A 22,972-nucleotide genomic window follows, 5' to 3' on the forward strand; every position below is an offset into this window, starting at 1 on the left:
CGACGAAGAAGGGGCTGGAGCTCGGCAGCTGGCTGCCGCAAGTGTCGACGAACCTGATGGCCGGCCTGATCGAGACGCTGGCAATGGCGCCGTACCACGGCCGCGCGGACATGCCGGAAATCGCGCGTACCCTGCATCTGGAAGTGGACGACCTGTTCCCGATCGCGGAAGTGCTGCAGTACCTCGGTTTTGCTGACGTACGCGAAGGCGACGTGTTCCTGACGCCGCCGGGGCGCGTATTCGCCGAATTCGGCACGCAGGAACGCAAGCTGATGTTCGCGGATCATCTGCTGAAGCACGTGCCGCTCGCCGCGCGGATCAAGAAGGTGCTGAACGAACGGCCGGGCCATCGCGCGCCGCGCGTGCGGTTCGAGCAGGAGCTGGAGGATTTCCTGTCGGACGGCGCAGCCGAGGAAACGCTCGACGCGGTGATCGACTGGGGCCGTTACGGCGAGATCTTCTCCTACAACGACCAGACCGAGATCTTCAGCCTCGAGGACGTCGAGTCCTGATCGACGGGCCGGGCCGCGAGGCCCGGCATACGTCATCGTCCACCTGCGCAGCGCGTGTATTCGGGCGCCGCGCCTCGCGCCGTCGTCGTTATTGCAGACTGCCCCACCGGTCGACGGCCGGTTCCGCCGATGCCCACTTCCAGTGCGTGCCTTGCTGACACGCATTCGCGAAATACCAGTCGGCCTTGTCGCCGTCCTTCACCGAGAACGCGAATTCCTTGCATAGCGCGAGCGCCGTCGAATAAGCGCGCGTGACGCGCACTTCGCCCTCGCCGTTTTCGAGCGGCAGCGTGTTCTTCACCTTCCACGGCTTCGCTTCGCCGACAGCCAGGCCGCCCGCCGCCTGCGCGATCGCGTCCTGCTGGTTCTGATGGAGCTGCTTCATCGTGCGGTTGACGGCCTCGTCGGTCGCCGCCTGCACGGCGATGCCGACACCGACGCCGACAGCCGGGTTCGCGGTGACGAGGCCCGTCGCCGCGCCGGCGAGCGCGCCGCTTGCCGCGCCGACCGAGCCGCAGCCCGACAGCGCGACGCTGGCCGCGCACAGCGCGCCGAGCGCCGCGAGACGGATCGCGCCGCTCATTGCAGCGCGCCCCAGCGCTCGGTTGCGGGCTCCGCCGACGCCCATTTCCACACCGGACCGTCGCGGCAGATCGTCGCGACGTAGAACGCCGATTGCGCGGCCTTGTCGGCCTTCGCCGGCGTGTCGACCGCAAACACGATTTCCTTGCAGTCGAGCGGCCCGATGCTGATCATCCGGCTGACCGTCACGCGGCCCTGCTCGTCGTCCTCGATCGGGAACGAGTGGTGCGTCGACCACGGCGCGACACCGCCGACGTCGAGCGGGCCGGCCGCCTTCGCGATCTGTTCCTGCGTGTAGCGGTGCGCGACGCGCTGCGTGTACTGGACGCCCGCGCGCGCGCCGGCTACGGCGCCGAGACCGATGCCGGTTGCGACGGCTGCGTTGTTGGTGACCTTGGAAGCGATCGCGGCGCCCGCGATACCGGCGCCGGCCGTTGCGCCTTCGCTGTACAGCGAGTTGCAGCCGGACAGCAGTGCAGCCGCGGCGAGCGCGGCCAGCGCGATGCGCGCCGGCATGGCCCGGCGCGGCGGTTCGAAACGCATGTTCATCCCTGAGTGCAAGTCCTGTCTGGGTGAGCGGCGACGCATGCGCGCCCCCTTGCCGCGTCATTGTTTCGCAATCGTCGGAAGAAAATTGCAAAGCTTTGACAAATCGGCAGTGTGCGGCTCGCGCGCGTACGCGCGGCGCTATTGTCGGACAGACCGCGCGGCAGGGGTCGAATCGTTACAAATTGAAGGTAATTGTTACCTTGAAGTGCGCGTTAGCGCCCTAAACTCAATTGTCATGGAATGTTTCAACGACGGCTCCGAGCCGCACTGCATATGAGACACCCAGCCATGCGCCGTCCGAAACGGCTTGCTCCACGGCGACCCGACGCCGACGCCGAGCGCGCGCGTCCGCAGACCGACGCGCCGGGGGCATTGCCTGCCGGTACGCCCGACGACACGCCGTCCGACGGCGATCACAACCAGGGCGGCGCACGCCCCGAAGGGCTCGATTATCAGCGCGACCTCGGTCAGGAGCAGGACGCGTGAGCCCGTCGCCACGGCATTCCGCTGCCGCATTTCATTGCGCTCTTTGTTGCATCGCTCACATCTGAATCGCCGCGCGGCCGTCCCCGGACCGCCGCGCCGCCCTGGCGCGCGCCGCGCGTCAGCCAATCGAATCGAGGAGGGAAAGCCGCATGAGCAGATTGATCGTGGTATCGAACCGTGTCGCCGTCGGCGAGGACACGCGCCCCAGCGCCGGAGGCCTCGCGGTCGGCGTGATGGACGCGCTGAAGGACACCGGAGGCGTGTGGTTTGGCTGGAACGGCGAGATCGTCGGTGCGCCCGATGCCGCCCCCGCGATCCAGCGGGACGGCAACGTCACGTATGCGACGGTCGGGCTGACCCGACGCGACTACGACCAGTACTACCGCGGCTTCTCGAACGCGACGTTGTGGCCGGTATTCCACTACCGCGGCGATCTCGCCCGCTTCGACCGGCAGGAGTATGCGGGCTATCTGCGCGTGAACGCGATGCTCGCGAAGCAGCTTGCCGCGCTGCTGCGCCCCGATGACCTGATCTGGGTGCACGACTACCATCTGCTGCCGTTCGCGCATTGCCTGCGCGAGCTCGGCGTGAAAAATCCGATCGGCTTCTTCCTGCATATTCCGTTTCCGTCGCCGGACGTGCTGCGGCTCGTGCCGCCGCACGAGGAACTCGTGAAGTTCATGTGCGCGTACGACGTCGCCGGTTTCCAGACCGACGCCGACAAGCAGGCGTTTACCGACTACATCGAGCGGCGCGGAATCGGCGCGGCCAGCGACGACGGGATGCTGCACGCGCACGGCCGCGTCGTGAAAGTCGCCGCCTATCCGATCGGCGTGCACCCCGATGCGATCGCCGAGGCGGCCGTGCAGTACGGCTCGCGCAAGCCGGTGAAGATGCTGCGCGATGCGCTCGATGGCCGCAAGCTCGTGATGAGCGTCGACCGGCTCGACTATTCGAAGGGGCTCGTCGAGCGCTTCCAGTCGTTCGAGCGGATGCTTGCGAACGCGCCGGGCTGGCAGGGCCGGGTCTCGCTCGTGCAGATCGCGCCGCCGACGCGCTCGGACGTGCAGACCTACCAACGCATCCGCGAAACGCTCGAACGCGAAGCGGGCCGCATCAATGGCCGCTTTTCGCAGCTCGACTGGGCGCCGATCCAGTACCTCAACCGCAAGTACGAGCGCAACCTGCTGATGGCGTTCTTCCGGATGTCGCAGGTCGGCTACGTGACGCCGTTGCGCGACGGGATGAATCTCGTCGCGAAGGAGTACGTCGCGTCGCAGGACCCGGCCGATCCGGGCGTGCTCGTGTTGTCCGAGTTCGCCGGTGCGGCGGCGGAGCTGAGCGGCGCGCTGCTCGTGAATCCGTACGATCTGTCGCAGATGGCCGACGCGCTCGAGCGCGCGCTGTCGATGCCGCTCGCGGAGCGGCAGGCGCGGCACCGCGACAACCTCGCGCAGCTGCGCAAGAACGATCTATCGGTATGGCGCGATACGTTCGTCGCCGACCTGCGCAGCGTCGCGGCGGCCGCGTCGGTCACGCAGCGCGCGGGCCGGCGACCCGCACATGTCTGAGCGCGCGGGCGACGGCAGCGGCGCGGACGATGCGTGTCAGCGCTTTTTCGTCGTCACGGGCGGCCCCGGCTCGGGCAAGAGCTCGTTGGTGGATGCGCTGGAGCGCGGCGGCTTCGCACGTTCGCACGAGGCCGGCCGCGGCGTGATCCGCGACCAGATGGCGATCGATGGCCCGGCGCTGCCGTGGCGCGACCGCGCCGCGTTCGCCGAACTGATGCTGAATTGGGAAATGCGCTCGTACCATCTCGCACGCGCCGCGCGCGGGCCGGTGTTCTTCGATCGCGGCGTGCCCGACGTGATCGGCTATCTCAGGCTGACAGGGCTGCCGGTGCCTGCGCATGCGGAGGCCGCCGCGCGTCGCTTTCGCTATCACCGGCGCGTGTTCATCGCGCCGCCGTGGCCCGAGATCTACGCGCAAGACACCGAACGCCGGCAGGATTTCGCGGAAGCCGTGCGCACGTACGAAGCGATGGTCGACTGCTATACGGCGTACGGGTATCGGCTGATCGAGCTGCCGCGAGCCAGCGTGAAGGCGCGTGTGCGCTTCGTGACGGACGCGCTCGACGGCGCGTGACGCCTGATGCTTGCAGCGTGAGCGCAGTGACGGCCACGGTGGCCGCGGCTGCGCGCGTCGCGTTACTTCGCCGCATCGGGCCGCGGCGAAGCGATCCGCAGCATGCTGACCACCGCGGCGACCGCCGCGAACGCCGTGGCGACATAGAGGGCGATCGTCGGACCGCGATCGGGCGCGAGCCCGAAAATCAGCGCGACGAGCGCGGCGCCGAGCGTCTGCCCGGTGAGCCGAGCGGTGCTCAGCATCCCGCCCGCGCCGCCGCTGCGCTCGCGCGGCGCCGACGACAGCATCGCGCGATTGTTCGGTGACTGGAACAGCCCGAAGCCCGCGCCGCACAGCGCCATGCGCCACACGATGTCGACCGTGCCCGGATGCGCGCCGATCGTCGCGAGCGACAGCAGCCCGGCCGCGAACAGCGCGAGCCCGATGCCGCCGAGGATGCCGGCCGAGTAGCGGTCCGACAGCACGCCGGCGAGCGGGGCGGCGAACACGATCACGAGTGGCCACGGGGTCATGTACAGGCCGGTATCGACCTGCGAGAACCCGAGCGAATTCTGCAGCCAGAACGGCAGCGCGACGAACGCGAGCATCTGCGACGTGAACGATGCGACCGACGTGCCGATCGACAGCGCGAACATCGGAATGCGCATCAGGTCGACCGGCAGCAGCGGTGCCGGTTGCGACAGCTGCCGCTTCACGAAGAAATAGCCGACGCCGAACGCGACGGCCAGCTCGGCTGCGACGTACGCATGGCGCTCGCCGTGACCGAGCCCGTCGACGGCCATGATCAGCAGGCCGAACACGCATGCGTTCATCAGTGCGCTCGGGAAGTCGTACGGTGCGTCGTGCAGCGGATTGGCCGGCAGCGCCCGCATGCTGCCGAACACCGCCGCGATGCCGATCGGCACGTTGACCGCGAACAGCCACGGCCACGACGCAAACGACAGGATCGCCGATGCGACGGTCGGGCCGATCGCCGACGACAGCGCGACCACCATCGCGTTGATCGACAACCCGCGTCCGAGCATCGACGACGGGTAGATCATCCGCACCAGCGCCGCGTTCACGCTCATGATGCCGGCTGCACCGAATCCCTGGATCACGCGCATCACCGCAAGCGCCGGTAGCGAGCCGGCGAGCGCGCAGCCGAGCGACGCTGCGGTGAATAGCGCGAGTCCGCTGATGTAGACGCGTCGATAGCCGATGCGCTCGCCGAGCGACGCAAGCGGCAGCAGCGTGATCGTGACCGCGAGCTGATATGCGTTGACGATCCAGATCGATGCGGCGTCGGACGCGTGCAGATCGTGCGCGATCGTCGGCAGCGCGACGTTGGCGATCGCGCCGTCGAGCACGGCGAGCGTGATGCCCAGGGCGACGCAGACGATCGCCCAATAGCGTTGGGGAAGCGGCAGGCCGGTATCGGCGTTCATGGCGGGAGCGAAAGCGTGATTGGCCGCGCGCCTGCAAGGCGGTTGCATGCGCAACCATGCTCGCGGGTGGAGGCGGCGATGAACGGCCCGGCCGTCAATGACGCGCGGGCGCGGGACCGGTCGAGTGTATCACCGGCACGCATCGCGCGACGCCTGCGCAACCGGGCGCCGGCCGGCACGTGCATTCAGCCTTCGAAGTCGAGGCCGCCCAGTCGCACGAGCGGATCGGCCTGGGTGCGCGATGCGAGATCGATGTCGCGCGCGCCTTGCCATGCGTCCAGTTTTCGCGGCAGCGCACTCAGGTAGTGCTCGAAGCGGGCTGGGCCGTCCGGTTCCATCAGCCGTTCGATTTCGTCAGTGTCCCACGTCAGTTCGAGGTTCAGCGGATGCGCGAAGCCGCTCACGTGTTCGTGCGGCGCGCTGCGGATCTGCACGCACGTCGGGTGCCCGTGCCCGCCGTACGGGACGACGTCCGCGTGAACGTGCTCGGCGAAGAAGGCGGCGATCGCCCGCGCGATGCGCGGCGCGAATTCGGTATCGAAACGGCGGGCGGTTTCGGGCTGCATGACGGCGTCTCCTGTGTGCCGAAAATCGTAGCACGGCAGCGCCGCGTTCCGGTGTGCGCGATATGCGTAATGGCGCGTTACCACTTGCTGCATCTATTACGGGCGCGCGCAGCCACAATGCATCGCATCCAGTACCACTTCGCGTGGGAGTCCATCATGAAGAAGATTGCCGCAGTATGTGTCGTTGCCGCTTCGTTGGCGGCGGCCGGCCCGGCGTCCGCGCATGGCCGCGACGGGGGCGCCGTGCTTGGCGCGCTGATCGGCGGCGCGGTGCTCGGCGCGATCGTGACGTCGGCGATGAATCCGCCCGTTGCCTATCAGGCGCCCGCGTATCAGGCGCCAGCCTATCAGCCGCCGACGTACTATCAGGCGCCGGCCTACCAGCAACCGGCCTACCCGGCCTATCAGCAGGCGCAGTATCAGGACGACGACGGCGCAGGCTATTGCTACGACCGCTATCAGCGGGCGTACGTATGCGGCGCGCCCGTGGCGCGCGGCTATGCGCCGCCGGCGGGGTGGTAAGCCGGCACGCGTCTGAGACTGAGCCGGTTCGGTTCTGCCGGCGTTGCGTGACTCAGGGCGGGCGGACGACAAAAGGCCCTCGCAGTGATGCGAAGGCCTTCGTCTTTTGGCGGTCGTCGATCGGTTCGTATCTGTCTCGTGTGATGCGTGTGCGGATACAAACGGTTGCAAATTGCGTCAGTGGCGATGGCCGCCGCCGTTGCCTTGGCCGTTTCCGCCGCCGTCATTCCAGTCGGCGCGGCGTCCGTCGCCGCGGCCCCAGCCGCCATGACGCGCGCGCTCGCCGCGATCGCGGTCCCAACCGCCGCGGTCGCGATTCCAACCGTCGCGTCCGCGATCCCAGCCGCGGCGGTCGCGGTCCCAGTCGCGTCCGCCGCCGCCCCAGATGTTGACCGTGCCGTACACGGGCGAAGGCGCGTAGGCCGGGCCGTACGCATAGCCCGGATCGGAATAGTAGGTCGGCCCGTAGCCGTATCCGGCGTCCGGCCCGACGACGCAGCCGGCCAGCAGGGCGGTGACGCCGGCGACAGCAATGAGCTTCAGCATGATGATCTCCGTTGGTTTCCGTATAAGTACCGCGCACGGGGATTGCCGGCTGTTTGCAATTGTGTCGCCAAATTACAGCGTCGTAAGGGTTTGCGACGAAAGTGTTAGCATCCGAGGCCTGTTTTGTTTATCGGGAGCACATCGATGAAATTCGCGATCCGGGCCGCGCTGGCCGCTTTCTGTGTCACGGCCGCAGCCGCCAGCGCGGCGGCACCCGCGTCGGCGCCTGTCGTGCCTGCCGAGTCGATCAAGATGTTTCCGCAGCCTGAGGCCGGTCAGCAGCGCGCGGTGATTTCGCTGCCCGCGCTCGAGAACGAAGGCGACGCGCGCGTCGAGCTGATGATCGGCAAGACGCTGCAGACCGACTGCAACCAGCAATGGTTCGGCGGCGAGCTCACCGCAGAGGACGTGAAGGGCTGGGGCTATACGTATTATCGGCTGACCGACGTGAAGGGGCCGGCATCGACGCTGATGGCGTGCCCGGGCCAGGCGCCGCAGCAGCGCTTCGTGCAGGTGCGCGGTGACGGCCAGCTGCTGCGTTACAACAGTCGCCTGCCGCTCGTCGTCTACGTGCCGGACGGATTCGAGGTGCGCTACCGCGTGTGGCATGCGTCGAAGGACGTGCAGCACGCCGTCATGCAGTAACGTACCGACGTGATCGTGCGCGGCACCTGCCGCCGCACGACCGCGCATTTGCTTCTCGCGCTTCGTTCCGGAAGCGCTGTTGTCCGCTGCGTCGCAGGCACGATCAGGTGGCGCAGCGTGGTGCGCATCGCGACGATGCACGCACGGCTCGCGCATGTCGCGCATGTCGCGCGACGCGAGTTCCCGCTCCGCCATTTGTCGTGCTTCTTCAAATGGGTCCGTGATCGGTTATCTGTCTGCATGTTTCCGCTTGTGCAACATCGCGCGCCCCGGTGAGGGAACGCGGAATGCGTCGCTTCGGGATATCGGCGCGCGGGCGCGCGCCGTTACTCTGAACTGCCTCAAGCGGAGGGACAGGTACATGAAACTGCAAGGCATTCGCGCGCTCGTCACGGGCGCGGACTCCGGAATCGGTCAGGCGATCGCAACGTTGTTTGCGCAGGAAGGCGCGGACGTCGCGATCGTCTATCACACGGACCACGATGGCGCGCAGGAAACCGTGCAGCGTATCGAGGCACTCGGTCGGCGCGCATGTGCGATACAGGGCGACGTATCGGATCCGCAATCGGTTGCCGCTTTCTTTCGCGACGCGACAACCACGCTCGGCGGGCTTGAAGTGTTGGTAAACGACGCAGGTGTCGGCGCGCCCGGTGCGGCGGTCGCCGATCTCGAGGATACGCAGATCGATACCGTACTGCGGACCGATTTGCTCGGCCCGTTATATTGTTGTCGCGCGTTCGTGCGGCAACGCCGTGCGGCTGGCGGCGGCGGGCGCATCGTCAATATCTCGTCGGTCGCGCAACATCTGCCGACCCCGGAAAGCGCGCCGTACGGGATGGCGAAGGCGGGCCTCGGCTCGCTTACCCGCAGCCTGTCCCGCGAGGTGGCAGAGGACAAGATCAACGTCAACAACATCGCACCGGGGCTCATTGATACGCCGATGACGCGCGATCGCCTCGACGACCCGCACGCGCGGGACAAGTCGATGTCGGTGGTTCCGTGGCACCGGCCCGGGCAGCCGGAGGAAATTGCGCGCGTCGCGCTGTTTCTTGCATCGGAGGACGGCGATTACGTCACCGGGCAGACATGGACGATCGATGGCGGCCTGACGATGCAATGGGGCGGCGCGTGAGCGGGTGCTGATGCGCCGTGCGCGGCCGCGTCAGGCGGCCGGGTCGTCGCCGCTGCGCGGTTCGACGTCGTTCGGATTGTCGAGATGGCCGGGCGGCGGTTCGTACGGGCCTTTGTCGGGTTCCGGCTTCTGCGGAATCATCGTGTCGTCCATGCTGCCGTGACCTTTCTGCCGGACGTTGCCTTTGCGGTCGATGCTCACCTCGTCGGTGGTTTGTGGCGGGTTCTTGTTGGCGGGGTCGGCTTGGTCGGCCGGGGTCGGGCGTGTCATGGGTTATCTCCGTTGGGATGTTGACGCGGGGAGGATGGCGGTTATTAGCCGGCCGGCAATCGTGGCGCCGGCGCAGCGCGTGCGGATCGGCCCCGGATGGAGATAGCATCCTTCGTTCCCTGGCAGGTGCGGAGGAAGTCGTCGTGCAAATGGTTGTTTTCTGCCGCGAGGTGGTGCGAGATGTGGCGCTTGACGGTTCGATCGAACGCGAGGGTGTGCAATGGCGTGCCAAGCGTGGGGCGCGGCGGGATGGAATTCGCTGTGGGGGAATCGGAAGAGGGGCGGTTAGATTTGTGGCTGGTCCCCCGACAGAATTCATATATCTATATGTGACAATGTTTTGATGTTGAATGATGTAATTTATGCCCCCATAAATGCCCCTAAGAATGGCGGCCAAGAATTCCAAAGGAGAATTCCCAAGCGGGTGCGAAGTAACTGAGGCCGCAGCGATCTTGCCAATTGCAGCCAATTCGGTATCGTGAGTGACTCGCTACGAGCACCACGGGGTACGGACTGTACTCGATTCGGTTGGGATACGATTAGCGGCTATATGAGAGACCAAATCATGATAACTATCAGCAACTTGCATCCGCGGGCCTCGGGTGCAAGCGGGGTGGCCAGATGAAATTGCGAATCGGTGACCTGGTCCCCAATACCGAGACTCCGGTAGGGGAAGGAGTGAACAGTGCGGTACGAGCGATCATTCGCGTTGACGGGAAATCATACGCTGCGATTGTCAAGCGCATCCCGATTGAGGCTGTCCTCGCCGAGTGTTTCTGTGGGCTGCTTTTTCGACTCTGGGAACTACCGACTCCAGAGCCGATCCTTCTGCAGAGTGGAGACGACATTCTCTTCGCGAGCCTAGACGTCGGTTACCCCAATCTCAAGAAGAGGATGGGCTGGCCTGATACGCTTGCTTCAGGACAGAGGCAAATTCTCGAGACGATGTGCGCGCGCATTGTGTGCAGTTGGGACGATATCGCGAAGGCGATGGCCGCAGACGAAGCTATAGCGAACGCCGATAGAAATCTGGGGAATTTTTTGTGGGACGGCGCCAACCATTCGTACATTGACCATGAGCGTACACTCGGGCTGTGGCCCCATGAGCGCAACATCATTGCCATCCTAGCGCAGTTGGCAGGACGTGCTGAAGAGATCCAACGGTCTGGTGTGGCCGCCGCTCTAGTACTTGATCCGAAAGCGCAAACGAAGATCTCGGGTCCGGACGGTGTGGACTTTTCCGCATATGCCACGTTCGTTGCGGGACAATTGCAGGGATTGGCCCGGCGTGTGCTCGCGCGCTTTCCCGAGCCCAAAGATCTACTTTCCGGAGCAAATAGGCAATGAGCGCCGATACGATTTGTCCCAATGCATACTGGCGACCAATCTTCTGGGAACCTGTGTCGGGTACTGGAGAGCGCCTGATGGTTGGCTCTATTGTCGAGATGGATGGTGGCTTCTCGTGGCATCGGCTCATCCGTGACGATATCTTGGACTGCTTGTATGGAAAGTCATCGTCTGGCGTCAAAGAGCTGATAGATGCCGGCCTACAAGCTATCTGTGCGATAAGTGAGCACGGAGCTATGAGGGAGGAAAAGATCCCTCAACTCTATGGACTGGAGGCGGGTCCTCTCCGCAACACCCATGCCACCAGCATCAATGATGCGCTGAGAACGGCGGCACTTCTCTATTCCAGCTTGTCCAATCTCGATAAATTGGATGACCCTGATGAGGCGGATGCGCCAAGTCAGGAAGAAGGAAATCGAAGATTCACGACCGACGTGCGCGAGAGGGTACTGAGGCTAAGGCCGGATCTCTCAATTTATTTTGGTCGCACGGCAACTCTCATAGAAGGCGGTCAGCAAACACGATTTGGTTATGTCAGCCCGCGCTCGATATTGCATTTCGGTGTCTTGTCTCCAGTTCGTCAGCCAGCAGGATTGCGAGATGCGCGAGCTCGTCTCTGGGAACTCACTCGGGCTCAGGAAATGGCTCAGATTCCGTTCGCCGGACTTATATTTGGTGTGCCTAACCAAGACGATCCCACCCTGTCGGATCGACAAATTGATGCGATGAATAGAAATCTCAAGGAGATCGAACAAGAAGCGGATACATATCGTATGCGTTTCTTCGCGGTATCCACTGCGCAAGCCGGAGCTGAGAAAGTCCTGGAGCACGCATGAGTGTAGCCCCGCCTCGAGCGGGGCTTATCACATCAGACGAAACGAGCGATGATGCGACGGTGCCAGACCGAGAGGAGGCCTTATGCCAGTCACCTCGTTTCGCATCCCGCTCTTCGACGTCTATGACTTCGTCAACGAGGTCAACGGATGGTCGGCGTCGGCACACGTCGATGCCAGCCCCACGATCGCTGATCGTGAGATCTCGGAGACAGCCTCGTCCGTGTTGCCGTTTCTCGCGTTCGTCGACGAGCGTTTCTTCGAGCAGCATCCGCGGTGGCGTCAGTTCGTCGAGCATTGACCGCCGGTCACGCCCTGCCGCATCCTGGCGCGTCTCATATCGAGGGCGCCGGTAAAATCGCCTAGTATCGCCGCCCGTAGCCCTCGCGATATAGTGTTGCGCCGATCGATGTCAGAAGCGCAATGTCTTCTTCTCCCAAAGTGTCCCAGGCGCCCGCCAGCCAACCAGCGAACCCGGCACAAGCGTGGTCCAGATCGACCGCTGCGCGTCCTTCGGCATTCAGCCGCTCGAAGATCGTGATTACGTCGTGTGGGGTCATGGTTTGCTCCCGGCGATAATCAAAGCATAGGTGATCGAGGCCGTACGCTCGGAAAAGGAGACGGAGCGCGTCCTACTTCCGGTAGCGCGGATCGTGGATCAGTGCGAGGCGGCCTAAAAGCTCGTCCACCTGGATTTCGAGGACCCTGTGTCGCACGGGTTGCGCGCGGAGCTTGTTGAGCTTGTCTCTCCAATACGCCGGGTCGTTCACCGACGACTTGTTGACGAAGGCATGTTGCGCTTGCTCAAGTAGCCCGATCGCTCGCCTGATATGCACCAATTCGCGTTCCGCTTCGCAGTACCAACTCATGGTTGCCGCCTTCTGATGATTTTTATCGTGACTTGTTGAACCTCGGGAGCCTTTGAGTTCACTCAAAGACAACGCGCGAGCCGAGCTTGAACCGTACTGCCGCCGCGTGGTGCGACGAGGGGAGAGGGGGCAAATGTGGTGCGCAGGCAGCGCGCGACACCGACTTGGGGAGGGGCGAGCGGTCAATCTAAAATTGGGTGCTCGGATCAATTCATCATACGCGCATCGCTTGTCAGGCAGCTGGTTTATTTCGTCCGCGATGATAGGCTGCGCGTTCGATGCTGCAGTTGTATCCGGCTGACGATATGCTGGCGGAACCCGCAACAACTCCTGAGACCGTGTAATGCCCATCGACGAAGGCCTGAGCTACGGCGAACTCACGGCCGAGACTGAGCAAGTCATCACCGCGCTGCTTGCACGATCCGCGGTTGCGGCTGATCAGAATGCGGAATGGAAGCTTCGAGATCTTGCGCACGGCGCGCTCGTTCTGTGGTCGACACTTGCATATCGGACTGCGCTGAAGATCGGTGAGGCTGATCGATACGTCGTTGACCAGGAGCGACTGAATGCGATGTTTCCAGAAGGTACTCTGGGAATCTGAGAGGGCGCTCGAGGGAGCCGGCGTGGAGGGTGATGCTATTGCTATATCAGGCAGACGAGCCGGCGCCCGATAATATGTGGCCGGATACGCCGACGGCCGGCTGTCACGATAAAGGAGCAGCCCATGCACGCTGCCGATGCATATCGCACAAAAAGACGATCACAGGGATTGATCGGGACTTCCATCGCAGTGGTCGTGTTGGTATCAATTGCTGGCAACCTGCTGGTGCGGTCTCCTTCAGCCGAAGCTGCAACAATGACGGGGCGGCAACTCGAGGGTTGGATTAACTCGAACGATGGCGCTCTTCACTTGGCGGCCAGTATGTACGTCATGGGAGTCGTAGATGACGACGCGGTGCTGCAGGCCAGTGAGATTCAGGGGCTCACCGAGCGATCAAACGTTGTGCATATGTGCGCTGCTGGCAAAGCAAACGCGACCAGGCTACGACAGATTGTGGGCATGGCGCTCCAGCGAGATCAAGAACTCGGTACTCAGCCCGCAGTCATCGTCATTCGTAAGGCCGTCGCGGAAGCTTACCCTTGTGACTAGATCTGTGACCGCGCGCCCGGGAAATAATAAAGCCCGCGTTCCGCGGGCCTTGTTCAGTGGCGTCTCAGCCTTGTCTCCGAGGCTGGCGCTTCGGCTGCTCGCGCTTGTCTAACGCCCCTACGACCTTTTCTGCGATGTGTTCTGCGAACAGATCAAGAGTTCGATCATCAATGTGAACCCCGCCATCTTCGCCGCCAGTCAAAAAACTCGCTTCCAATCGGGCAACCACTTCTGCTGTCAACGAACGTCTTTTCTGCACTGACGCGGCATCCAACCGCTCTTTCAGTTCGAGCGGGATGCGGAGATTGATTTGCGGGTCGTCTCGGGCCATGCATGCATTGTAATGTAGCACCGTGCTTGAAATCAATAAAGCACCGTGCTACATTTGAATCAAGGCGATTCAACAGAGGCGGTTCGGCGCTTCAGACGACCATGCAAGAAGAACAATTCCTTATCCGCGATCGCGCATACGGTGTGTGGCACCGGACGCGTTCGATCAGTCGGTTTATCGGCACGCGTGAGGCCAGGACGTTGACTATGGCGGATCTGGACAGTGTGCTTTTTGTCGAGTTCGGTTGCTCGAACAAACTGCCGTTGGCGCTGGTGGAAGTCGCGCGCGACATCGGGCAGGACAAGGCGAGCGGGGTGATCCATCAGCTTGCGCGCATGGCGGGTCTCCCTGCCTTTGTCGCACTGTACAGCCCGGCGTCCAGAGCGAACCCGGCTAGCCCTGCTTGGCACGATATTGAAGAATTTCGCGTGCGGCGCGTGTGGCCGAAACCGGAAAAACGCTGGCGCCGGCTGTCACCGGCTGAATGGGCCGCTGCGCTCGTTCAGATTCGGGACTGGCAGCTTAAGCGCTTTTCATCTCAACACGCCGCCAACGATCCGGCGTACTAAGGGGAACACCATGAAAATCAATCAGGAGTCGTCTCCGGCATCTTCGGGCGCAACGGTATCTGACGACAACGACGCCATCCGAGTACGGCAGTGGAGAGCGGGCGACAACGCCGCGGTGAGGCATGTCAGAGATCTGTTGATCACCAAATCAGCGGAAGCATGGAAGATCTATAACGTGCTCTCCTTCATGGTAGAGGCGCTTCCGGAAGACAAGCCGGGTGACCTCCCAGTGCATTGCACTCTTGTTGACCTTCGTGAAGAGCTCGAGAAGCTGGCAAGCGGATTAATGGAAATCACCGACAATGGGACGTTGGCGACTACGCATTGATCCAACAGCGTCTGGAGCGGGCTCCAGCGGCACCGTCAGATCGACCGCAGACTGAGCCATTGCACCACGCTTGCCATCACTGGAGTCGATACGTTCGCGAACATTTTGTGCCGCGCTATTTGTCAATAGGCGGCCCACAACCAGACAGCCGCGCCTAGCTCGACGGGGCGAAAGCGGAGTTCCCTACTCCGTTGGCGCGGCTCCCGCTTAGGGTTGCGCCGAGGGGGCGCTGATATGGATTTCCCGAAAGCTGTCCTTTTGGAGCGACAGCGGCTTGCCTGCACCGGCGATACGCATAAGGTGAATCTTCTCGATAGCCTCATGCGAGATGAGGCCGCTGTGCTTATGTGGAAGACTCTCGAACGGCGTTCTTCAGCACTAGCGAATGCTCAATCCGACGACGGACTTTGGGTCGCCGCGTTCTTGGCAGCAGTGACGGCTGCCTCGAGTCCGCCACGCTATCAAACTGCGTCAACCGCTGACCGAAAGGACTTAGCTGATCGCCTCAGGAGCCTCCGGAACGAAATGGGGAGGTTGCTCGACGTTTACGACCTCGACTTTCATATTGTTCAGCTCAATGGCAAAACGTTCAACGGCCTCTATGTGTTCGAGGACTTCGGGGATGCGAATCGAGCGCGCATCCGTGGCGCCGGAGATCAGCTTATGCCGGCATCGGAGTTGATGGCCAATATGATCGGGCGCTGCATCGATCAGGTCGAACAGGTTAAGCCGGCTAAACAAGGCTCGAATGCTTTGGCTATCCGCTTTATTCGAGATCTGGCCGAGCGAAACAAACGGGCTTACGAGGGAGAGGTGCTCAACGCGGTGATTGCGACTGCCGCCAACGCCATTTATGGGACAGATTACGTCGAGTCGGATGTTCGAAATCTACTGAACAGAATATCGAAGGGAGCGGGTTTGCAATCAAGGGCCTAGTTTCCGAAAGATTGCAAATTTTAACCAGATTAGGGTTGAGGTGGAATGTACAGCATGCAAACGACGCCTAGGAGCGACAAAGCATGCGTGCAAATGCCGAATCGGCCAAAGTCCCTGAAACACTTCCGTGCGTTGGCTTTTCCCGTTGGAGCCAACTCCAGTATTTCATCCCCGTCAGCCGGGAGACGTGGCGAAAGCTCGTCAAAACCGGGCGAGCACCGCAACCACAACGCTGGACCGAGCGCTGCACCGTCTACAGCAATGAGGAAGTCCACCGCTGGATGAAAGATCCCGCGGCCTATCAAGCCCCATCGATCGCAGCGTAAGGGGCTTGCCATGGCTGGAAAAATTAACTGCAGCCGAGTTCGCTTCGGTGGTCCAGGCAGGGCGCCGGTTGATTTCCGCGTCGTCCGCGGTGCTTGGATAGTCTGCAAGGACCTGACCTGGCCGGCGATCGTTTGGAATGACGGCCGGTGCTGGGCATATCTCCACGATATGACGCCCGCGGCAGTTCAACGCGTCCTTGAGCGCCTGCGCGAAGCTGAACTGGATCGCATGCCAGCCGGAATTTTGACGGGGTGGCAATCATGACGCGCCCTTCGTTTCAGTTCTATCCAGGCGACTGGCAGGCGAACAGCAATCTGCGGCGCTGTACCCACGCTGAGAAGGGCGTCTGGATCGACGTGATGTGCCTCCTGCACGATTCCGAGGAATACGGCGTTCTGCGCTGGCCGCTCAAAGAAATTGCGCAGGCTATCGGCGCTCCGCTCTCGATGCTCAGATCCATCATCACCAAGGGCGTGCTGAAGGGAGCCGACAAAGGGCAGACGTGCGCTGCGTTCGTCTACGTTCCGAGGTCCGGTCGACGTGACGGTGATCCGGTAACGCTCATCGCGGAGCAGGAAGGGCCGATCTGGTACTCGTCGAGGATGGTCAAGGACGAGCACGTGCGTTCGGTCCGCGGTGAATCGTCGCGCTTCCAAATCGATGGCGATGATGCACTTAAGGCGGCACCAAAGCCCACCTTGGGTGATAGCACCAAAGCTTCACCAAAGCCCCCGTTAGGTGACGGCTCTTCATCTTCATCTTCTTCTTCGTCTTCAAACAAACAAAAACAACGCGCTCCGCGCTTCGATGCGCAGGCACATCTCGAGTCTTTCGGCGTTCCGCCTGAGATCGCCAAGGACTGGCTTGCTGTTCGCAAAACCAAGCGTCTAGCGCCGACTGTGACGGCTTTCGATGATGCCAAAGCCGAGGCAGACAAAGCGGGGATCTCGATGGCGGAAGCAGTGCGCACCTGCGTGATTCGCGGATGGGGCGGCTTCAACGCATCGTGGTTGGCCGAGTCGTCCGGACGCGTTAATGGCCATCAGGCCGAAGGGATCTTCGGATGATAGCCATGAAGCCACGGTTCCCCCGTAATTCGGCCGCGCTGATCGCCATGCGCAAGAGCGGCAATGTGCCGGAGCTGCCGGTATTGGTCGCGCTTGCCGGCCAGTTGTCGTGGGCGAATGTGACGCTCAGCGCAACGCCTGGCGAGCGTTACGACTGGCGGCTGCTCACCGCACTTGACGTCGAGGTGTTCGCGTCGACAGACGTGCCGTGGGGCGACCTATTGCGCACGCTGTCGGATATCGCAGCCGCGGTTCCCGACACGCTCGTGTTGACGTTCCGAGAAGGCCCTCGCGTGCATTGCGGCGAAGCGCATGTTGTCCCCGGACAGGACTTCGCGCTGTTTGACTGGTTTCCCATGGCTATCGCGCCGATCAGTTGGCCAGCCTCGCACGTACTAGCTCGACGTCTGTTTGACGTGCTGGGCGACACGATTCCGAATCCATACGACGACGCGTGCAATCTCGCAATGCAGGCGGTCGCCGAAGCTTACGAGAGTGCCAAGGAGGTCGCCTAATGGCCCGAACTCTGCCTGATTCGATCGACTGGAACGCCTACGTCAAGGACACGGATGACGGTTGCGCGGACGTGCGCCGCGCCAGCGAATTCATTGAGGACTTGGTCGAGCACGTGCACAGCCCAAAGAGCGTCGCGATCGGCACTGCATCGCCTTGGGTCAGCGTTGGCGATTCGCTCCGCTTCCGTGAGGGCGAGGTGACGCTTTGGGGTGGCGTGAATGGTCACGGCAAGTCCGCCGTCCTTGGCGAGGTGATGCTGCACGCCATGTCGACCGGCGATCGTGCATGCATCGCATCGATGGAAATGCGGCCGATCGCGACCATGGAGCGCCTGACACGCCAAGCTGCAGCCGCTGCGGTGCCGGCACCAGATTTCATTCGTGGCTTCGGACGGTGGACCGATGAGCGCCTATGGCTGTACGCCCACGTTGGTACCGTCGAGCGAACGCGGATGCTCGCCGTCGCGAGGTACTGCCGAAAGGAGCTTGGCGTGCACCACGTCGTGATCGACAGCCTGCTCAAATGCGGCATCGCGCCGGACGACTACGCCGGTCAGAAGAACTTCGTCGATGCGCTTTGCTCGCTGGCGCGCGACACCGGAGTGCATATCCATCTGGTACATCACGCGCGCAAAGGCGAGCGGGAATCCGCCGTGCCGGACAAATTCGACATGAAAGGCGCAGGCGAGATCACGGACCTGGTGGACAACGTCCTAATCGTCCATCGCAACAAGTCTAAGGAGGCGCTGCTTCGCAAAGAAACACTTTCCGACGAGAAGCGCGAAGAAGCCGAACTGCAAGCCGACACCGTACTGATTTGCGCAAAGCAGCGGCACCACACGTGGGAGGGAAACGTCCGCCTCTGGTTCGATGCAGAAAGCCTGCAGTTCCGGGACTCGAGAGGCGGTGGGTTGCGATACCTCGATCTGACCTCCGGCATGTGGAAGCAGGAGTGGAAACGATGAACCGATCGTCCTTGGCATTTCTGGAAACAGTTGCGCGCGGCGACGTGAATGACATGCGCCGACAAGCGCTTGCGCGGCTTGTAGTGCGACTGGCTCAACGCGAGCAATGGAGCGGGGAGCGACTCGATCAGGCGATGTACGTGGTTGATCGTCAGCCAGCGTTCTGCCTGCTCCCTGATCTGCACCACTTCCGGGACCGAATTGCCATGTACGGCGAAGACGACGGTCCTGTCGAACGTCGACCGTGAATTTTTCAGGGGAATTTCAGCGAGATGAGCAATGGGCAGTTCAAAAAAGGGCAGAGCGGCAATCCGGCGGGAAAGCCCAAGGGCGCGCGCGACAAGCGGACGGAGCTACGTGAATTGCTGCAGCCGCACGCCGCGGAGCTCGTGAAAAAGGCTGTCGAACTTGCCAAGGCTGGCGATACGACGGCGCTCCGGATTTGCATTGACCGGTGTATTCCCGTGGTCAAGGCAAAGGATGCTCCTGTCGACCTGCCTGAGCTGACGGGCACGCCCGCGGAGCAGGGCGAAGCAGTTATGCGCGCGATGGCGCTCGGTCAGATTACGCCGGATGAAGCCAACGCGGTAATGCAGGTGATTACGGCCCAGGTGAGGATCATCGAGGCCGACGAACTTGAAAAACGGATCGCAGCTTTGGAGGGAAAGAGCGATGGCAACCGGCAATCTCAGAGCACGCATTGAGCGCCTTGAATCGAAGACTGGGGGCGCCGAACCCCTGATTGTGCGACTGCACCGTCACTCTGAGCCCCCGGACGGCTTCAATGGCGTGATGACAAATGGCACCTTCACACCCTGTGCAGAAGGCCAGACAGCGGCGGAATTAGAGGAATGGACGATTGCCGATATCAAGCGCCGACGGCAAGCGGGAGTTTTCGTCGTCAAGCAAACGAGACAGCTAGTCATTGCGCAGGCCGAGTTGTCGGTCAACCAATGGGCGCAGCGGCACTGCACTGGCAAATCGGAGTGAAGGCTATGACAAGCAATCTGAAGGTCCGGTTGGCACGCTTGGAGCAACAGTTTGGCGGAACTGACCCCATGACCGTGGTACTCCGCCATTTTGGCGAGTTCGAAGAGGGGCACGGTGTCTTTGTGGAAGGTGTTTTTTACCCATGCCCTACCGGCGAATCCCTCGATGAAATTGAGAAGAACGCGATTCGAGAAATCAATCCCCATAGGACGCGAAAGCTGATCGTGGTGAGGCGCGCTGAGCCATGGGAGGACGAGTGATGACCTCGACCGCTTCCAATGAGCGTGATCCGTCGGCCGAAATCGACGAACGCCAAGTCGCATTCATGCGTCGCCTGTCATCGCAGATCCGGTTGGTGCTGGGGATGCTCAGCATGGTTCGCGACAACTTGCCCTGCGATACGCCGATTGCCTCCGATGTTGAAAACATCGTCATCCATCTACGGACGTTGCACGACTACGCCGGCGCCGAATTCCCGAGGCTTCCGAAGCAACCCGATTTCATAGGGCCGCCTGAGTCGGGGGAAGAAGCCAAAGAGCTGGGTCAATCCGTCGAACCCAAACTGTTTCATTAAACGATCGAGGCACGATATGCGCACCACTACACTGCTTACGTCTGATACCCCGGACTTGCCGCTCAACGCCTTCCGGCGGCTGCCTTGGCAAGCTCGGCCGGCAACACTCGAGGGCGGCGGAAAAGGCGGCGATGCACCATCGGCGCCGGATCCGTGGCAAACCGCTGCGGCAACGACGTTCACGAACCAACAGTCTGCCGCCTATAACAAGGCGCTGAACCTCAACAATTATTCAAATCCATTCGGTTCACAAACTTCCACGCAGATTGGCAAGGATCCCAACACGGGCGCGCCGATCTATGGGACGACAATTTCTGCGAGCCCCCAGCTTCAGGGCATGCTCACCGGTCTTCTGGGGCAGGTCGGGCAGAGCGGTTCGATTAACCAGAACGCGATGAACGGCCTGAACGGTTTGGCTGGGCTGTACCAAGGTCTCAACCAGCAAATCTCCGCGCTCGGTTCGTCCATGAATCCGCAGGCCGCGCAGCAGGCTCAACAGCAAGGTCAAAACGCCGCGTACGCCGCACAGACCCAATACCTCGACCCGCAGTTCGCGCAGCAGAAAACCGCACTCGAAGCTCAACTCGCAAACCAAGGACTGACACAAGGCTCTGAGGCGTACAACAACGCTCAGAACAACTTCGCTCTACAGCGCCAACGCGCCTATAGCGATGCAGCCAATCAGTCGATTCTGACCGGCTCGCAAATCGGCACGCAGAACTTCCAGAATCAGCTTGCTAACCTGCAGTCGCAGTCGGGTCTGTTGGGGATGATGGGCCAGAACCTCGGCCAGCAAGCGGGGCTGTATGGACAGCAGGTTGGCATTGGCCAGGCGCCGTATTCGAACCTGCAGACGATCGCGCAGATGATCCCCGGATATTCCGGTACCGGGCAAGCTGCGGCGGCACCCGCGGATATTGCGGGGTATATGAACAACGCGTATCAGGCGCAACTGGCCGGCCACAACGCCGACGTATCGAGCGCGAATTCGACGATGGGCACTCTGGGAATGCTCGGCGGCGCCGCGATGATTGCATTCTGACGCTGAGCAAAACGGCTACGGGAGGTTGCACAATGACCGATCATGTTTTCGATCCGGCGCTGAGCCAGGCCGCGCAGCGCGAAATTGCCGAAGCGATGTCAACGCATCAGCGGCCCGTGCTGAAATTCTCGGGCGGTAAGGACTCGCTTGCTTGTCTGTATTTGCTCCGTCCGTGGTGGAATCGCGTAACAGTTCTATGGGCCAACTCTGGAGATCCTTACCCTGAAACAGTCGAGCAGATGCAACGCATCCGTGAGCTTGTTTCGAACTTCGTGGAAGTCCCAGGACCAGGATACATTCGCGGCCACGCAGTGGAGCAGACGTTTCCGGCGGATATGGTGCCTTGGACCGCGACGGCTATCGGGCGCCTCTGCAGCCCGAATGCGCCTAGCTTTAAATTGCACTCGACGCTCGAGTGTTGCGCCGCGAACGTCTGGGCTCCGATGCAGAACAAAATCAGGGAGCTGGGAGCTGATTTGGTAATACGCGGAGAGCGCGAGAGCGAGGCGTATCGGCCACCGATTACAAATGGAATGGTCGACCCACAGAACGGCGGCACCCAGTTGATCCCGATACGTGGATGGTCGAAAGATGACGTGTTTTCGTATCTACAGGCCGAGGGTGTCGAGATTCCGCGGCAATACGCTTACGGCATGGGCTCGCTCGACTGCCTTCATTGCACGGCTCACCTTGCAGAAGCAGGCGGCAAGCTTCGTTATCTGCGCGACTTCCATCCCGACGTCGCCGTAGAGTACGAGCGGCGTCTGCGCCTGATTCAAAGTGAGCAGGAGTGGCACGGCCAGCTGGTGAAAATCGCTCTCGGAGAAGTTGAGGCGGCGAACGGCGAGGGTAATGGTGACTGAAGTCGAATGCAGTATTCGCGAGTCGTGCGATGTTGATCCGCTCCAGGATATTCCAGTACGCGAGCTAGCCGCGCGCATTCGTGTCCTCGAGAGGAAGCTAGCTGCCTACGAGAAATCGTCTTCGTTGGCAAAGGCACTTCTTACGGTGCCCGGGAGGCCGGCAATTCAGCCTCAGGCTCGGCTTGGTCGTCCCCCGGTCAGCGATTTGGCAGATCGGCAAATCGGATGGGCGATTGCCGCGGCAGAAGGCGGCACGATCGATCAGTGGCTGCATCGGAACGGTGTACCGCTTCGCCCACTCGGCCGCGTACGCAATAGCGCGTATAGCCGTGTTAGAACGATGGTGTTTGTGCTAGCCGAAACGAGCGGTATATCTGCCCCTGCGGCTCGTCTTGAGCAGATCGCCCGGAAGTTCGCGAATCAAGCGAAGGCTGGACGAGTGTTATTGCGGAAACGAGCTGCGAACGCTGTTACGTAATGCCGCGAACCGGGCAGAAAATCCACGCCGATTTTTCTACCCAGTTCGAGACGGGGATTCCTCATAGACTGAATTCGTCCATCTGAAGGAGTTCAACATGTCCCCCACCGAGCAGGCCCGACAGGACCAGCTGTTAAACGCAATCAACATGGCCGGTGCACGACTTCGGTCGATGTTTGCGGCCATCCTGCAGGCGTCTCAGCGCGCTGCCCAAGGATTCCAAGTCGAAGCCGATCTCCGGATTGTAGGTGCTGACATTTCGTCGACTCACGATTGGTTGCAGGACCAGCTGACCGAAGCAATGTCCGACACACCGCTTGCATCGACCGAGGGTGTCGAGGAAATCATCGCGCGCGGTATTCCCGAACCGGCCGATCTCGTCGCGGTCAAGCACTGAGCGGAG

The 22,972-nt window shown here is 62.1% G+C and carries 36 protein-coding genes; 27 read left to right on the plus strand and 9 right to left on the minus strand.

What is annotated here, in order from left to right:
- On the plus strand, positions 1–512 hold a 512-nt coding region (locus KDW55_RS26530), incomplete at its 5' end, for an AAA-associated domain-containing protein (protein WP_185722960.1).
- A gap of 88 nt (positions 513–600) precedes the next feature.
- On the opposite strand, the gene KDW55_RS26535 is transcribed toward KDW55_RS26530, so the two are convergent.
- Positions 601–1,095, minus strand: coding sequence for a hypothetical protein (locus KDW55_RS26535; RefSeq protein ID WP_069241624.1), 495 nt, complete (start codon positions 1,093–1,095; stop codon positions 601–603).
- Positions 1,092–1,643, minus strand: a complete 552-nt coding sequence (locus KDW55_RS26540; protein ID WP_040141356.1) for a hypothetical protein — start codon at positions 1,641–1,643, stop codon at positions 1,092–1,094. The genes KDW55_RS26535 and KDW55_RS26540 overlap by 4 nt, the downstream gene beginning before the upstream one ends.
- A gap of 288 nt (positions 1,644–1,931) precedes the next feature.
- On the opposite strand from KDW55_RS26540, the gene KDW55_RS26545 reads away from it, so the two are divergent.
- The 3 genes from KDW55_RS26545 (at position 1,932) to KDW55_RS26555 (ending at position 4,274) form a co-directional block, all read left to right on the plus strand.
- Positions 1,932–2,129 (plus strand): hypothetical protein, encoded by a 198-nt coding sequence (locus tag KDW55_RS26545; RefSeq protein WP_040141355.1) that lies wholly within the window; start codon positions 1,932–1,934, stop codon positions 2,127–2,129.
- A 149-nt stretch (positions 2,130–2,278) separates the two neighbouring features.
- On the plus strand, positions 2,279–3,700 hold the full coding sequence (otsA, locus tag KDW55_RS26550; RefSeq protein ID WP_069241623.1) for an alpha,alpha-trehalose-phosphate synthase (UDP-forming): 1,422 nt from the start codon (positions 2,279–2,281) through the stop codon (positions 3,698–3,700).
- The gene (locus KDW55_RS26555) at positions 3,693–4,274 is read left to right on the plus strand and encodes an AAA family ATPase (protein WP_059546312.1); all 582 of its coding nucleotides are present in this window, start codon (positions 3,693–3,695) and stop codon (positions 4,272–4,274) included. The genes otsA and KDW55_RS26555 overlap by 8 nt, the downstream gene beginning before the upstream one ends.
- Positions 4,275–4,336: 62 nt before the next feature.
- Here the strand turns inward: KDW55_RS26555 and KDW55_RS26560 are convergent, their stop codons facing one another.
- Positions 4,337–5,704, minus strand: coding sequence for an MFS transporter (locus tag KDW55_RS26560; RefSeq protein WP_059546313.1), 1,368 nt, complete (start codon positions 5,702–5,704; stop codon positions 4,337–4,339).
- 185 nt (positions 5,705–5,889) lie between these two features.
- Positions 5,890–6,270, minus strand: coding sequence for a DUF5594 family protein (locus tag KDW55_RS26565; RefSeq protein WP_040144767.1), 381 nt, complete (start codon positions 6,268–6,270; stop codon positions 5,890–5,892).
- Positions 6,271–6,426: 156 nt separating this feature from the next.
- On the opposite strand from KDW55_RS26565, the gene KDW55_RS26570 reads away from it, so the two are divergent.
- The gene (locus KDW55_RS26570) at positions 6,427–6,792 is read left to right on the plus strand and encodes a hypothetical protein (RefSeq protein WP_040144766.1); all 366 of its coding nucleotides are present in this window, start codon (positions 6,427–6,429) and stop codon (positions 6,790–6,792) included.
- A 177-nt stretch (positions 6,793–6,969) separates the two neighbouring features.
- Here KDW55_RS26570 and KDW55_RS26575 read toward each other — a convergent pair whose 3' ends face one another.
- Positions 6,970–7,338 carry a hypothetical protein gene (locus KDW55_RS26575; RefSeq protein ID WP_059546314.1) on the minus strand — a complete coding sequence of 123 codons (369 nt, stop codon included), beginning with the start codon at positions 7,336–7,338 and terminating at the stop codon, positions 6,970–6,972.
- Between the two features lie 144 nt (positions 7,339–7,482).
- Here KDW55_RS26575 and eco point away from each other — a divergent pair, with 144 nt between their 5' ends.
- Both eco and KDW55_RS26585 read left to right on the plus strand, forming a co-directional pair.
- Positions 7,483–7,983: a serine protease inhibitor ecotin gene (gene eco / locus KDW55_RS26580; protein WP_040141347.1), complete on the plus strand. Its 501-nt coding sequence runs from the start codon at positions 7,483–7,485 to the stop codon at positions 7,981–7,983.
- Between the two features lie 361 nt (positions 7,984–8,344).
- The gene (locus KDW55_RS26585) at positions 8,345–9,115 is read left to right on the plus strand and encodes an SDR family oxidoreductase (RefSeq protein ID WP_209820795.1); all 771 of its coding nucleotides are present in this window, start codon (positions 8,345–8,347) and stop codon (positions 9,113–9,115) included.
- A gap of 30 nt (positions 9,116–9,145) precedes the next feature.
- On the opposite strand, the gene KDW55_RS26590 is transcribed toward KDW55_RS26585, so the two are convergent.
- On the minus strand, positions 9,146–9,385 hold the full coding sequence (locus tag KDW55_RS26590) for a hypothetical protein (RefSeq protein WP_040141342.1): 240 nt from the start codon (positions 9,383–9,385) through the stop codon (positions 9,146–9,148).
- A gap of 621 nt (positions 9,386–10,006) precedes the next feature.
- Between KDW55_RS26590 and KDW55_RS26595 the strand changes: the two genes are divergently transcribed.
- From KDW55_RS26595 to KDW55_RS26605, 3 genes are all read left to right on the plus strand, one after another.
- Entirely contained in the window at positions 10,007–10,732 is a 726-nt protein-coding gene (locus KDW55_RS26595) for a hypothetical protein (RefSeq protein ID WP_212198084.1), read from the plus strand.
- Entirely contained in the window at positions 10,729–11,568 is an 840-nt protein-coding gene (locus tag KDW55_RS26600; protein WP_150123369.1) for a hypothetical protein, read from the plus strand. Before KDW55_RS26595 ends, KDW55_RS26600 begins: the two co-directional genes overlap by 4 nt.
- An 82-nt stretch (positions 11,569–11,650) precedes the next feature.
- The gene (locus KDW55_RS26605) at positions 11,651–11,866 is read left to right on the plus strand and encodes a hypothetical protein (protein WP_212198085.1); all 216 of its coding nucleotides are present in this window, start codon (positions 11,651–11,653) and stop codon (positions 11,864–11,866) included.
- A 61-nt stretch (positions 11,867–11,927) separates the two neighbouring features.
- Here KDW55_RS26605 and KDW55_RS26610 read toward each other — a convergent pair whose 3' ends face one another.
- Together KDW55_RS26610 and KDW55_RS26615 are read right to left on the minus strand one after the other, a co-directional pair.
- Complete coding sequence (locus KDW55_RS26610) at positions 11,928–12,125, minus strand: hypothetical protein (RefSeq protein ID WP_059696412.1); 198 nt, start codon at positions 12,123–12,125, stop codon at positions 11,928–11,930.
- Positions 12,126–12,197: 72 nt separating this feature from the next.
- The gene (locus KDW55_RS26615; protein ID WP_249181347.1) at positions 12,198–12,500 is read right to left on the minus strand and encodes a hypothetical protein; all 303 of its coding nucleotides are present in this window, start codon (positions 12,498–12,500) and stop codon (positions 12,198–12,200) included.
- Between the two features lie 277 nt (positions 12,501–12,777).
- Here KDW55_RS26615 and KDW55_RS26620 point away from each other — a divergent pair, with 277 nt between their 5' ends.
- Both KDW55_RS26620 and KDW55_RS26625 read left to right on the plus strand, forming a co-directional pair.
- A complete protein-coding gene (locus KDW55_RS26620) occupies positions 12,778–13,035 on the plus strand; it encodes a hypothetical protein (protein ID WP_212198086.1) in 258 nt (85 codons plus the stop codon).
- Positions 13,036–13,158: 123 nt separating this feature from the next.
- Positions 13,159–13,584 (plus strand): Rap1a/Tai family immunity protein, encoded by a 426-nt coding sequence (locus KDW55_RS26625; RefSeq protein WP_212198087.1) that lies wholly within the window; start codon positions 13,159–13,161, stop codon positions 13,582–13,584.
- A 64-nt stretch (positions 13,585–13,648) separates the two neighbouring features.
- Here KDW55_RS26625 and KDW55_RS26630 read toward each other — a convergent pair whose 3' ends face one another.
- Complete coding sequence (locus KDW55_RS26630) at positions 13,649–13,915, minus strand: Arc family DNA-binding protein (protein ID WP_204496483.1); 267 nt, start codon at positions 13,913–13,915, stop codon at positions 13,649–13,651.
- Positions 13,916–14,016: 101 nt separating this feature from the next.
- On the opposite strand from KDW55_RS26630, the gene KDW55_RS26635 reads away from it, so the two are divergent.
- The 15 genes from KDW55_RS26635 to KDW55_RS26705 all read left to right on the plus strand — a co-directional run bounded on the left by KDW55_RS26635 (position 14,017) and on the right by KDW55_RS26705 (position 22,966).
- Positions 14,017–14,484, plus strand: a complete 468-nt coding sequence (locus tag KDW55_RS26635) for a hypothetical protein (RefSeq protein WP_212198088.1) — start codon at positions 14,017–14,019, stop codon at positions 14,482–14,484.
- 10 nt (positions 14,485–14,494) lie between these two features.
- A complete protein-coding gene (locus KDW55_RS26640; RefSeq protein WP_212198089.1) occupies positions 14,495–14,812 on the plus strand; it encodes a hypothetical protein in 318 nt (105 codons plus the stop codon).
- Between the two features lie 234 nt (positions 14,813–15,046).
- The gene (locus KDW55_RS26645; RefSeq protein WP_212198090.1) at positions 15,047–15,748 is read left to right on the plus strand and encodes a hypothetical protein; all 702 of its coding nucleotides are present in this window, start codon (positions 15,047–15,049) and stop codon (positions 15,746–15,748) included.
- A gap of 83 nt (positions 15,749–15,831) precedes the next feature.
- On the plus strand, positions 15,832–16,074 hold the full coding sequence (locus tag KDW55_RS26650) for a transcriptional regulator (RefSeq protein WP_212198091.1): 243 nt from the start codon (positions 15,832–15,834) through the stop codon (positions 16,072–16,074).
- Between the two features lie 261 nt (positions 16,075–16,335).
- Positions 16,336–17,142, plus strand: coding sequence for a hypothetical protein (locus tag KDW55_RS26655; RefSeq protein ID WP_212198112.1), 807 nt, complete (start codon positions 16,336–16,338; stop codon positions 17,140–17,142).
- Positions 17,143–17,147: 5 nt separating this feature from the next.
- The gene (locus KDW55_RS26660; RefSeq protein WP_249181348.1) at positions 17,148–17,657 is read left to right on the plus strand and encodes a histidine ammonia-lyase; all 510 of its coding nucleotides are present in this window, start codon (positions 17,148–17,150) and stop codon (positions 17,655–17,657) included.
- Positions 17,657–18,622 (plus strand): DnaB-like helicase C-terminal domain-containing protein, encoded by a 966-nt coding sequence (locus tag KDW55_RS26665; protein ID WP_212198093.1) that lies wholly within the window; start codon positions 17,657–17,659, stop codon positions 18,620–18,622. Before KDW55_RS26660 ends, KDW55_RS26665 begins: the two co-directional genes overlap by 1 nt.
- Entirely contained in the window at positions 18,619–18,870 is a 252-nt protein-coding gene (locus KDW55_RS26670) for a hypothetical protein (RefSeq protein WP_212198094.1), read from the plus strand. The genes KDW55_RS26665 and KDW55_RS26670 overlap by 4 nt, the downstream gene beginning before the upstream one ends.
- A gap of 24 nt (positions 18,871–18,894) precedes the next feature.
- A complete protein-coding gene (locus KDW55_RS26675) occupies positions 18,895–19,326 on the plus strand; it encodes a DUF5681 domain-containing protein (protein ID WP_059576526.1) in 432 nt (143 codons plus the stop codon).
- Positions 19,295–19,612 carry a hypothetical protein gene (locus KDW55_RS26680; protein WP_212198095.1) on the plus strand — a complete coding sequence of 106 codons (318 nt, stop codon included), beginning with the start codon at positions 19,295–19,297 and terminating at the stop codon, positions 19,610–19,612. The genes KDW55_RS26675 and KDW55_RS26680 overlap by 32 nt, the downstream gene beginning before the upstream one ends.
- A 5-nt stretch (positions 19,613–19,617) precedes the next feature.
- Complete coding sequence (locus KDW55_RS26685; protein WP_212198096.1) at positions 19,618–19,872, plus strand: hypothetical protein; 255 nt, start codon at positions 19,618–19,620, stop codon at positions 19,870–19,872.
- Positions 19,872–20,186, plus strand: a complete 315-nt coding sequence (locus tag KDW55_RS26690) for a hypothetical protein (RefSeq protein ID WP_212198097.1) — start codon at positions 19,872–19,874, stop codon at positions 20,184–20,186. The genes KDW55_RS26685 and KDW55_RS26690 overlap by 1 nt, the downstream gene beginning before the upstream one ends.
- A 16-nt stretch (positions 20,187–20,202) precedes the next feature.
- The gene (locus KDW55_RS26695; RefSeq protein ID WP_212198098.1) at positions 20,203–21,228 is read left to right on the plus strand and encodes a tail fiber domain-containing protein; all 1,026 of its coding nucleotides are present in this window, start codon (positions 20,203–20,205) and stop codon (positions 21,226–21,228) included.
- A gap of 32 nt (positions 21,229–21,260) precedes the next feature.
- Positions 21,261–22,091, plus strand: coding sequence for a phosphoadenosine phosphosulfate reductase family protein (locus tag KDW55_RS26700; protein WP_212198099.1), 831 nt, complete (start codon positions 21,261–21,263; stop codon positions 22,089–22,091).
- Between the two features lie 575 nt (positions 22,092–22,666).
- Complete coding sequence (locus tag KDW55_RS26705) at positions 22,667–22,966, plus strand: hypothetical protein (RefSeq protein ID WP_212149492.1); 300 nt, start codon at positions 22,667–22,669, stop codon at positions 22,964–22,966.
- The last annotated feature ends 6 nt before the right edge of the window (positions 22,967–22,972 follow it).

Origin of the sequence: Burkholderia sp. AU19243 (assembly GCF_018148075.1) — a bacterium.
Taxonomy (GTDB): Bacteria; Pseudomonadota; Gammaproteobacteria; order Burkholderiales; family Burkholderiaceae; genus Burkholderia; species Burkholderia latens_A.

Coding starts and splice junctions, on each gene's coding strand:
- KDW55_RS26535 (WP_069241624.1), bottom strand. CDS start 1,095: ATGAGCGGCGCGATCCGTCTCGCGGCGCTCGGCGCGCTGTGCGCGGCC.
- KDW55_RS26540 (WP_040141356.1), bottom strand. CDS start 1,643: ATGAACATGCGTTTCGAACCGCCGCGCCGGGCCATGCCGGCGCGCATC.
- KDW55_RS26545 (WP_040141355.1), top strand. CDS start 1,932: ATGCGCCGTCCGAAACGGCTTGCTCCACGGCGACCCGACGCCGACGCC.
- otsA (WP_069241623.1), top strand. CDS start 2,279: ATGAGCAGATTGATCGTGGTATCGAACCGTGTCGCCGTCGGCGAGGAC.
- KDW55_RS26555 (WP_059546312.1), top strand. CDS start 3,693: ATGTCTGAGCGCGCGGGCGACGGCAGCGGCGCGGACGATGCGTGTCAG.
- KDW55_RS26560 (WP_059546313.1), bottom strand. CDS start 5,704: ATGAACGCCGATACCGGCCTGCCGCTTCCCCAACGCTATTGGGCGATC.
- KDW55_RS26565 (WP_040144767.1), bottom strand. CDS start 6,270: ATGCAGCCCGAAACCGCCCGCCGTTTCGATACCGAATTCGCGCCGCGC.
- KDW55_RS26570 (WP_040144766.1), top strand. CDS start 6,427: ATGAAGAAGATTGCCGCAGTATGTGTCGTTGCCGCTTCGTTGGCGGCG.
- KDW55_RS26575 (WP_059546314.1), bottom strand. CDS start 7,338: ATGCTGAAGCTCATTGCTGTCGCCGGCGTCACCGCCCTGCTGGCCGGC.
- eco (WP_040141347.1), top strand. CDS start 7,483: ATGAAATTCGCGATCCGGGCCGCGCTGGCCGCTTTCTGTGTCACGGCC.
- KDW55_RS26585 (WP_209820795.1), top strand. CDS start 8,345: ATGAAACTGCAAGGCATTCGCGCGCTCGTCACGGGCGCGGACTCCGGA.
- KDW55_RS26590 (WP_040141342.1), bottom strand. CDS start 9,385: ATGACACGCCCGACCCCGGCCGACCAAGCCGACCCCGCCAACAAGAAC.
- KDW55_RS26595 (WP_212198084.1), top strand. CDS start 10,007: ATGAAATTGCGAATCGGTGACCTGGTCCCCAATACCGAGACTCCGGTA.
- KDW55_RS26600 (WP_150123369.1), top strand. CDS start 10,729: ATGAGCGCCGATACGATTTGTCCCAATGCATACTGGCGACCAATCTTC.
- KDW55_RS26605 (WP_212198085.1), top strand. CDS start 11,651: ATGCCAGTCACCTCGTTTCGCATCCCGCTCTTCGACGTCTATGACTTC.
- KDW55_RS26610 (WP_059696412.1), bottom strand. CDS start 12,125: ATGACCCCACACGACGTAATCACGATCTTCGAGCGGCTGAATGCCGAA.
- KDW55_RS26620 (WP_212198086.1), top strand. CDS start 12,778: ATGCCCATCGACGAAGGCCTGAGCTACGGCGAACTCACGGCCGAGACT.
- KDW55_RS26625 (WP_212198087.1), top strand. CDS start 13,159: ATGCACGCTGCCGATGCATATCGCACAAAAAGACGATCACAGGGATTG.
- KDW55_RS26630 (WP_204496483.1), bottom strand. CDS start 13,915: ATGGCCCGAGACGACCCGCAAATCAATCTCCGCATCCCGCTCGAACTG.
- KDW55_RS26635 (WP_212198088.1), top strand. CDS start 14,017: ATGCAAGAAGAACAATTCCTTATCCGCGATCGCGCATACGGTGTGTGG.
- KDW55_RS26640 (WP_212198089.1), top strand. CDS start 14,495: ATGAAAATCAATCAGGAGTCGTCTCCGGCATCTTCGGGCGCAACGGTA.
- KDW55_RS26645 (WP_212198090.1), top strand. CDS start 15,047: ATGGATTTCCCGAAAGCTGTCCTTTTGGAGCGACAGCGGCTTGCCTGC.
- KDW55_RS26650 (WP_212198091.1), top strand. CDS start 15,832: ATGCGTGCAAATGCCGAATCGGCCAAAGTCCCTGAAACACTTCCGTGC.
- KDW55_RS26655 (WP_212198112.1), top strand. CDS start 16,336: ATGACGCGCCCTTCGTTTCAGTTCTATCCAGGCGACTGGCAGGCGAAC.
- KDW55_RS26660 (WP_249181348.1), top strand. CDS start 17,148: ATGAAGCCACGGTTCCCCCGTAATTCGGCCGCGCTGATCGCCATGCGC.
- KDW55_RS26665 (WP_212198093.1), top strand. CDS start 17,657: ATGGCCCGAACTCTGCCTGATTCGATCGACTGGAACGCCTACGTCAAG.
- KDW55_RS26670 (WP_212198094.1), top strand. CDS start 18,619: ATGAACCGATCGTCCTTGGCATTTCTGGAAACAGTTGCGCGCGGCGAC.
- KDW55_RS26675 (WP_059576526.1), top strand. CDS start 18,895: ATGAGCAATGGGCAGTTCAAAAAAGGGCAGAGCGGCAATCCGGCGGGA.
- KDW55_RS26680 (WP_212198095.1), top strand. CDS start 19,295: ATGGCAACCGGCAATCTCAGAGCACGCATTGAGCGCCTTGAATCGAAG.
- KDW55_RS26685 (WP_212198096.1), top strand. CDS start 19,618: ATGACAAGCAATCTGAAGGTCCGGTTGGCACGCTTGGAGCAACAGTTT.
- KDW55_RS26690 (WP_212198097.1), top strand. CDS start 19,872: ATGACCTCGACCGCTTCCAATGAGCGTGATCCGTCGGCCGAAATCGAC.
- KDW55_RS26695 (WP_212198098.1), top strand. CDS start 20,203: ATGCGCACCACTACACTGCTTACGTCTGATACCCCGGACTTGCCGCTC.
- KDW55_RS26700 (WP_212198099.1), top strand. CDS start 21,261: ATGACCGATCATGTTTTCGATCCGGCGCTGAGCCAGGCCGCGCAGCGC.
- KDW55_RS26705 (WP_212149492.1), top strand. CDS start 22,667: ATGTCCCCCACCGAGCAGGCCCGACAGGACCAGCTGTTAAACGCAATC.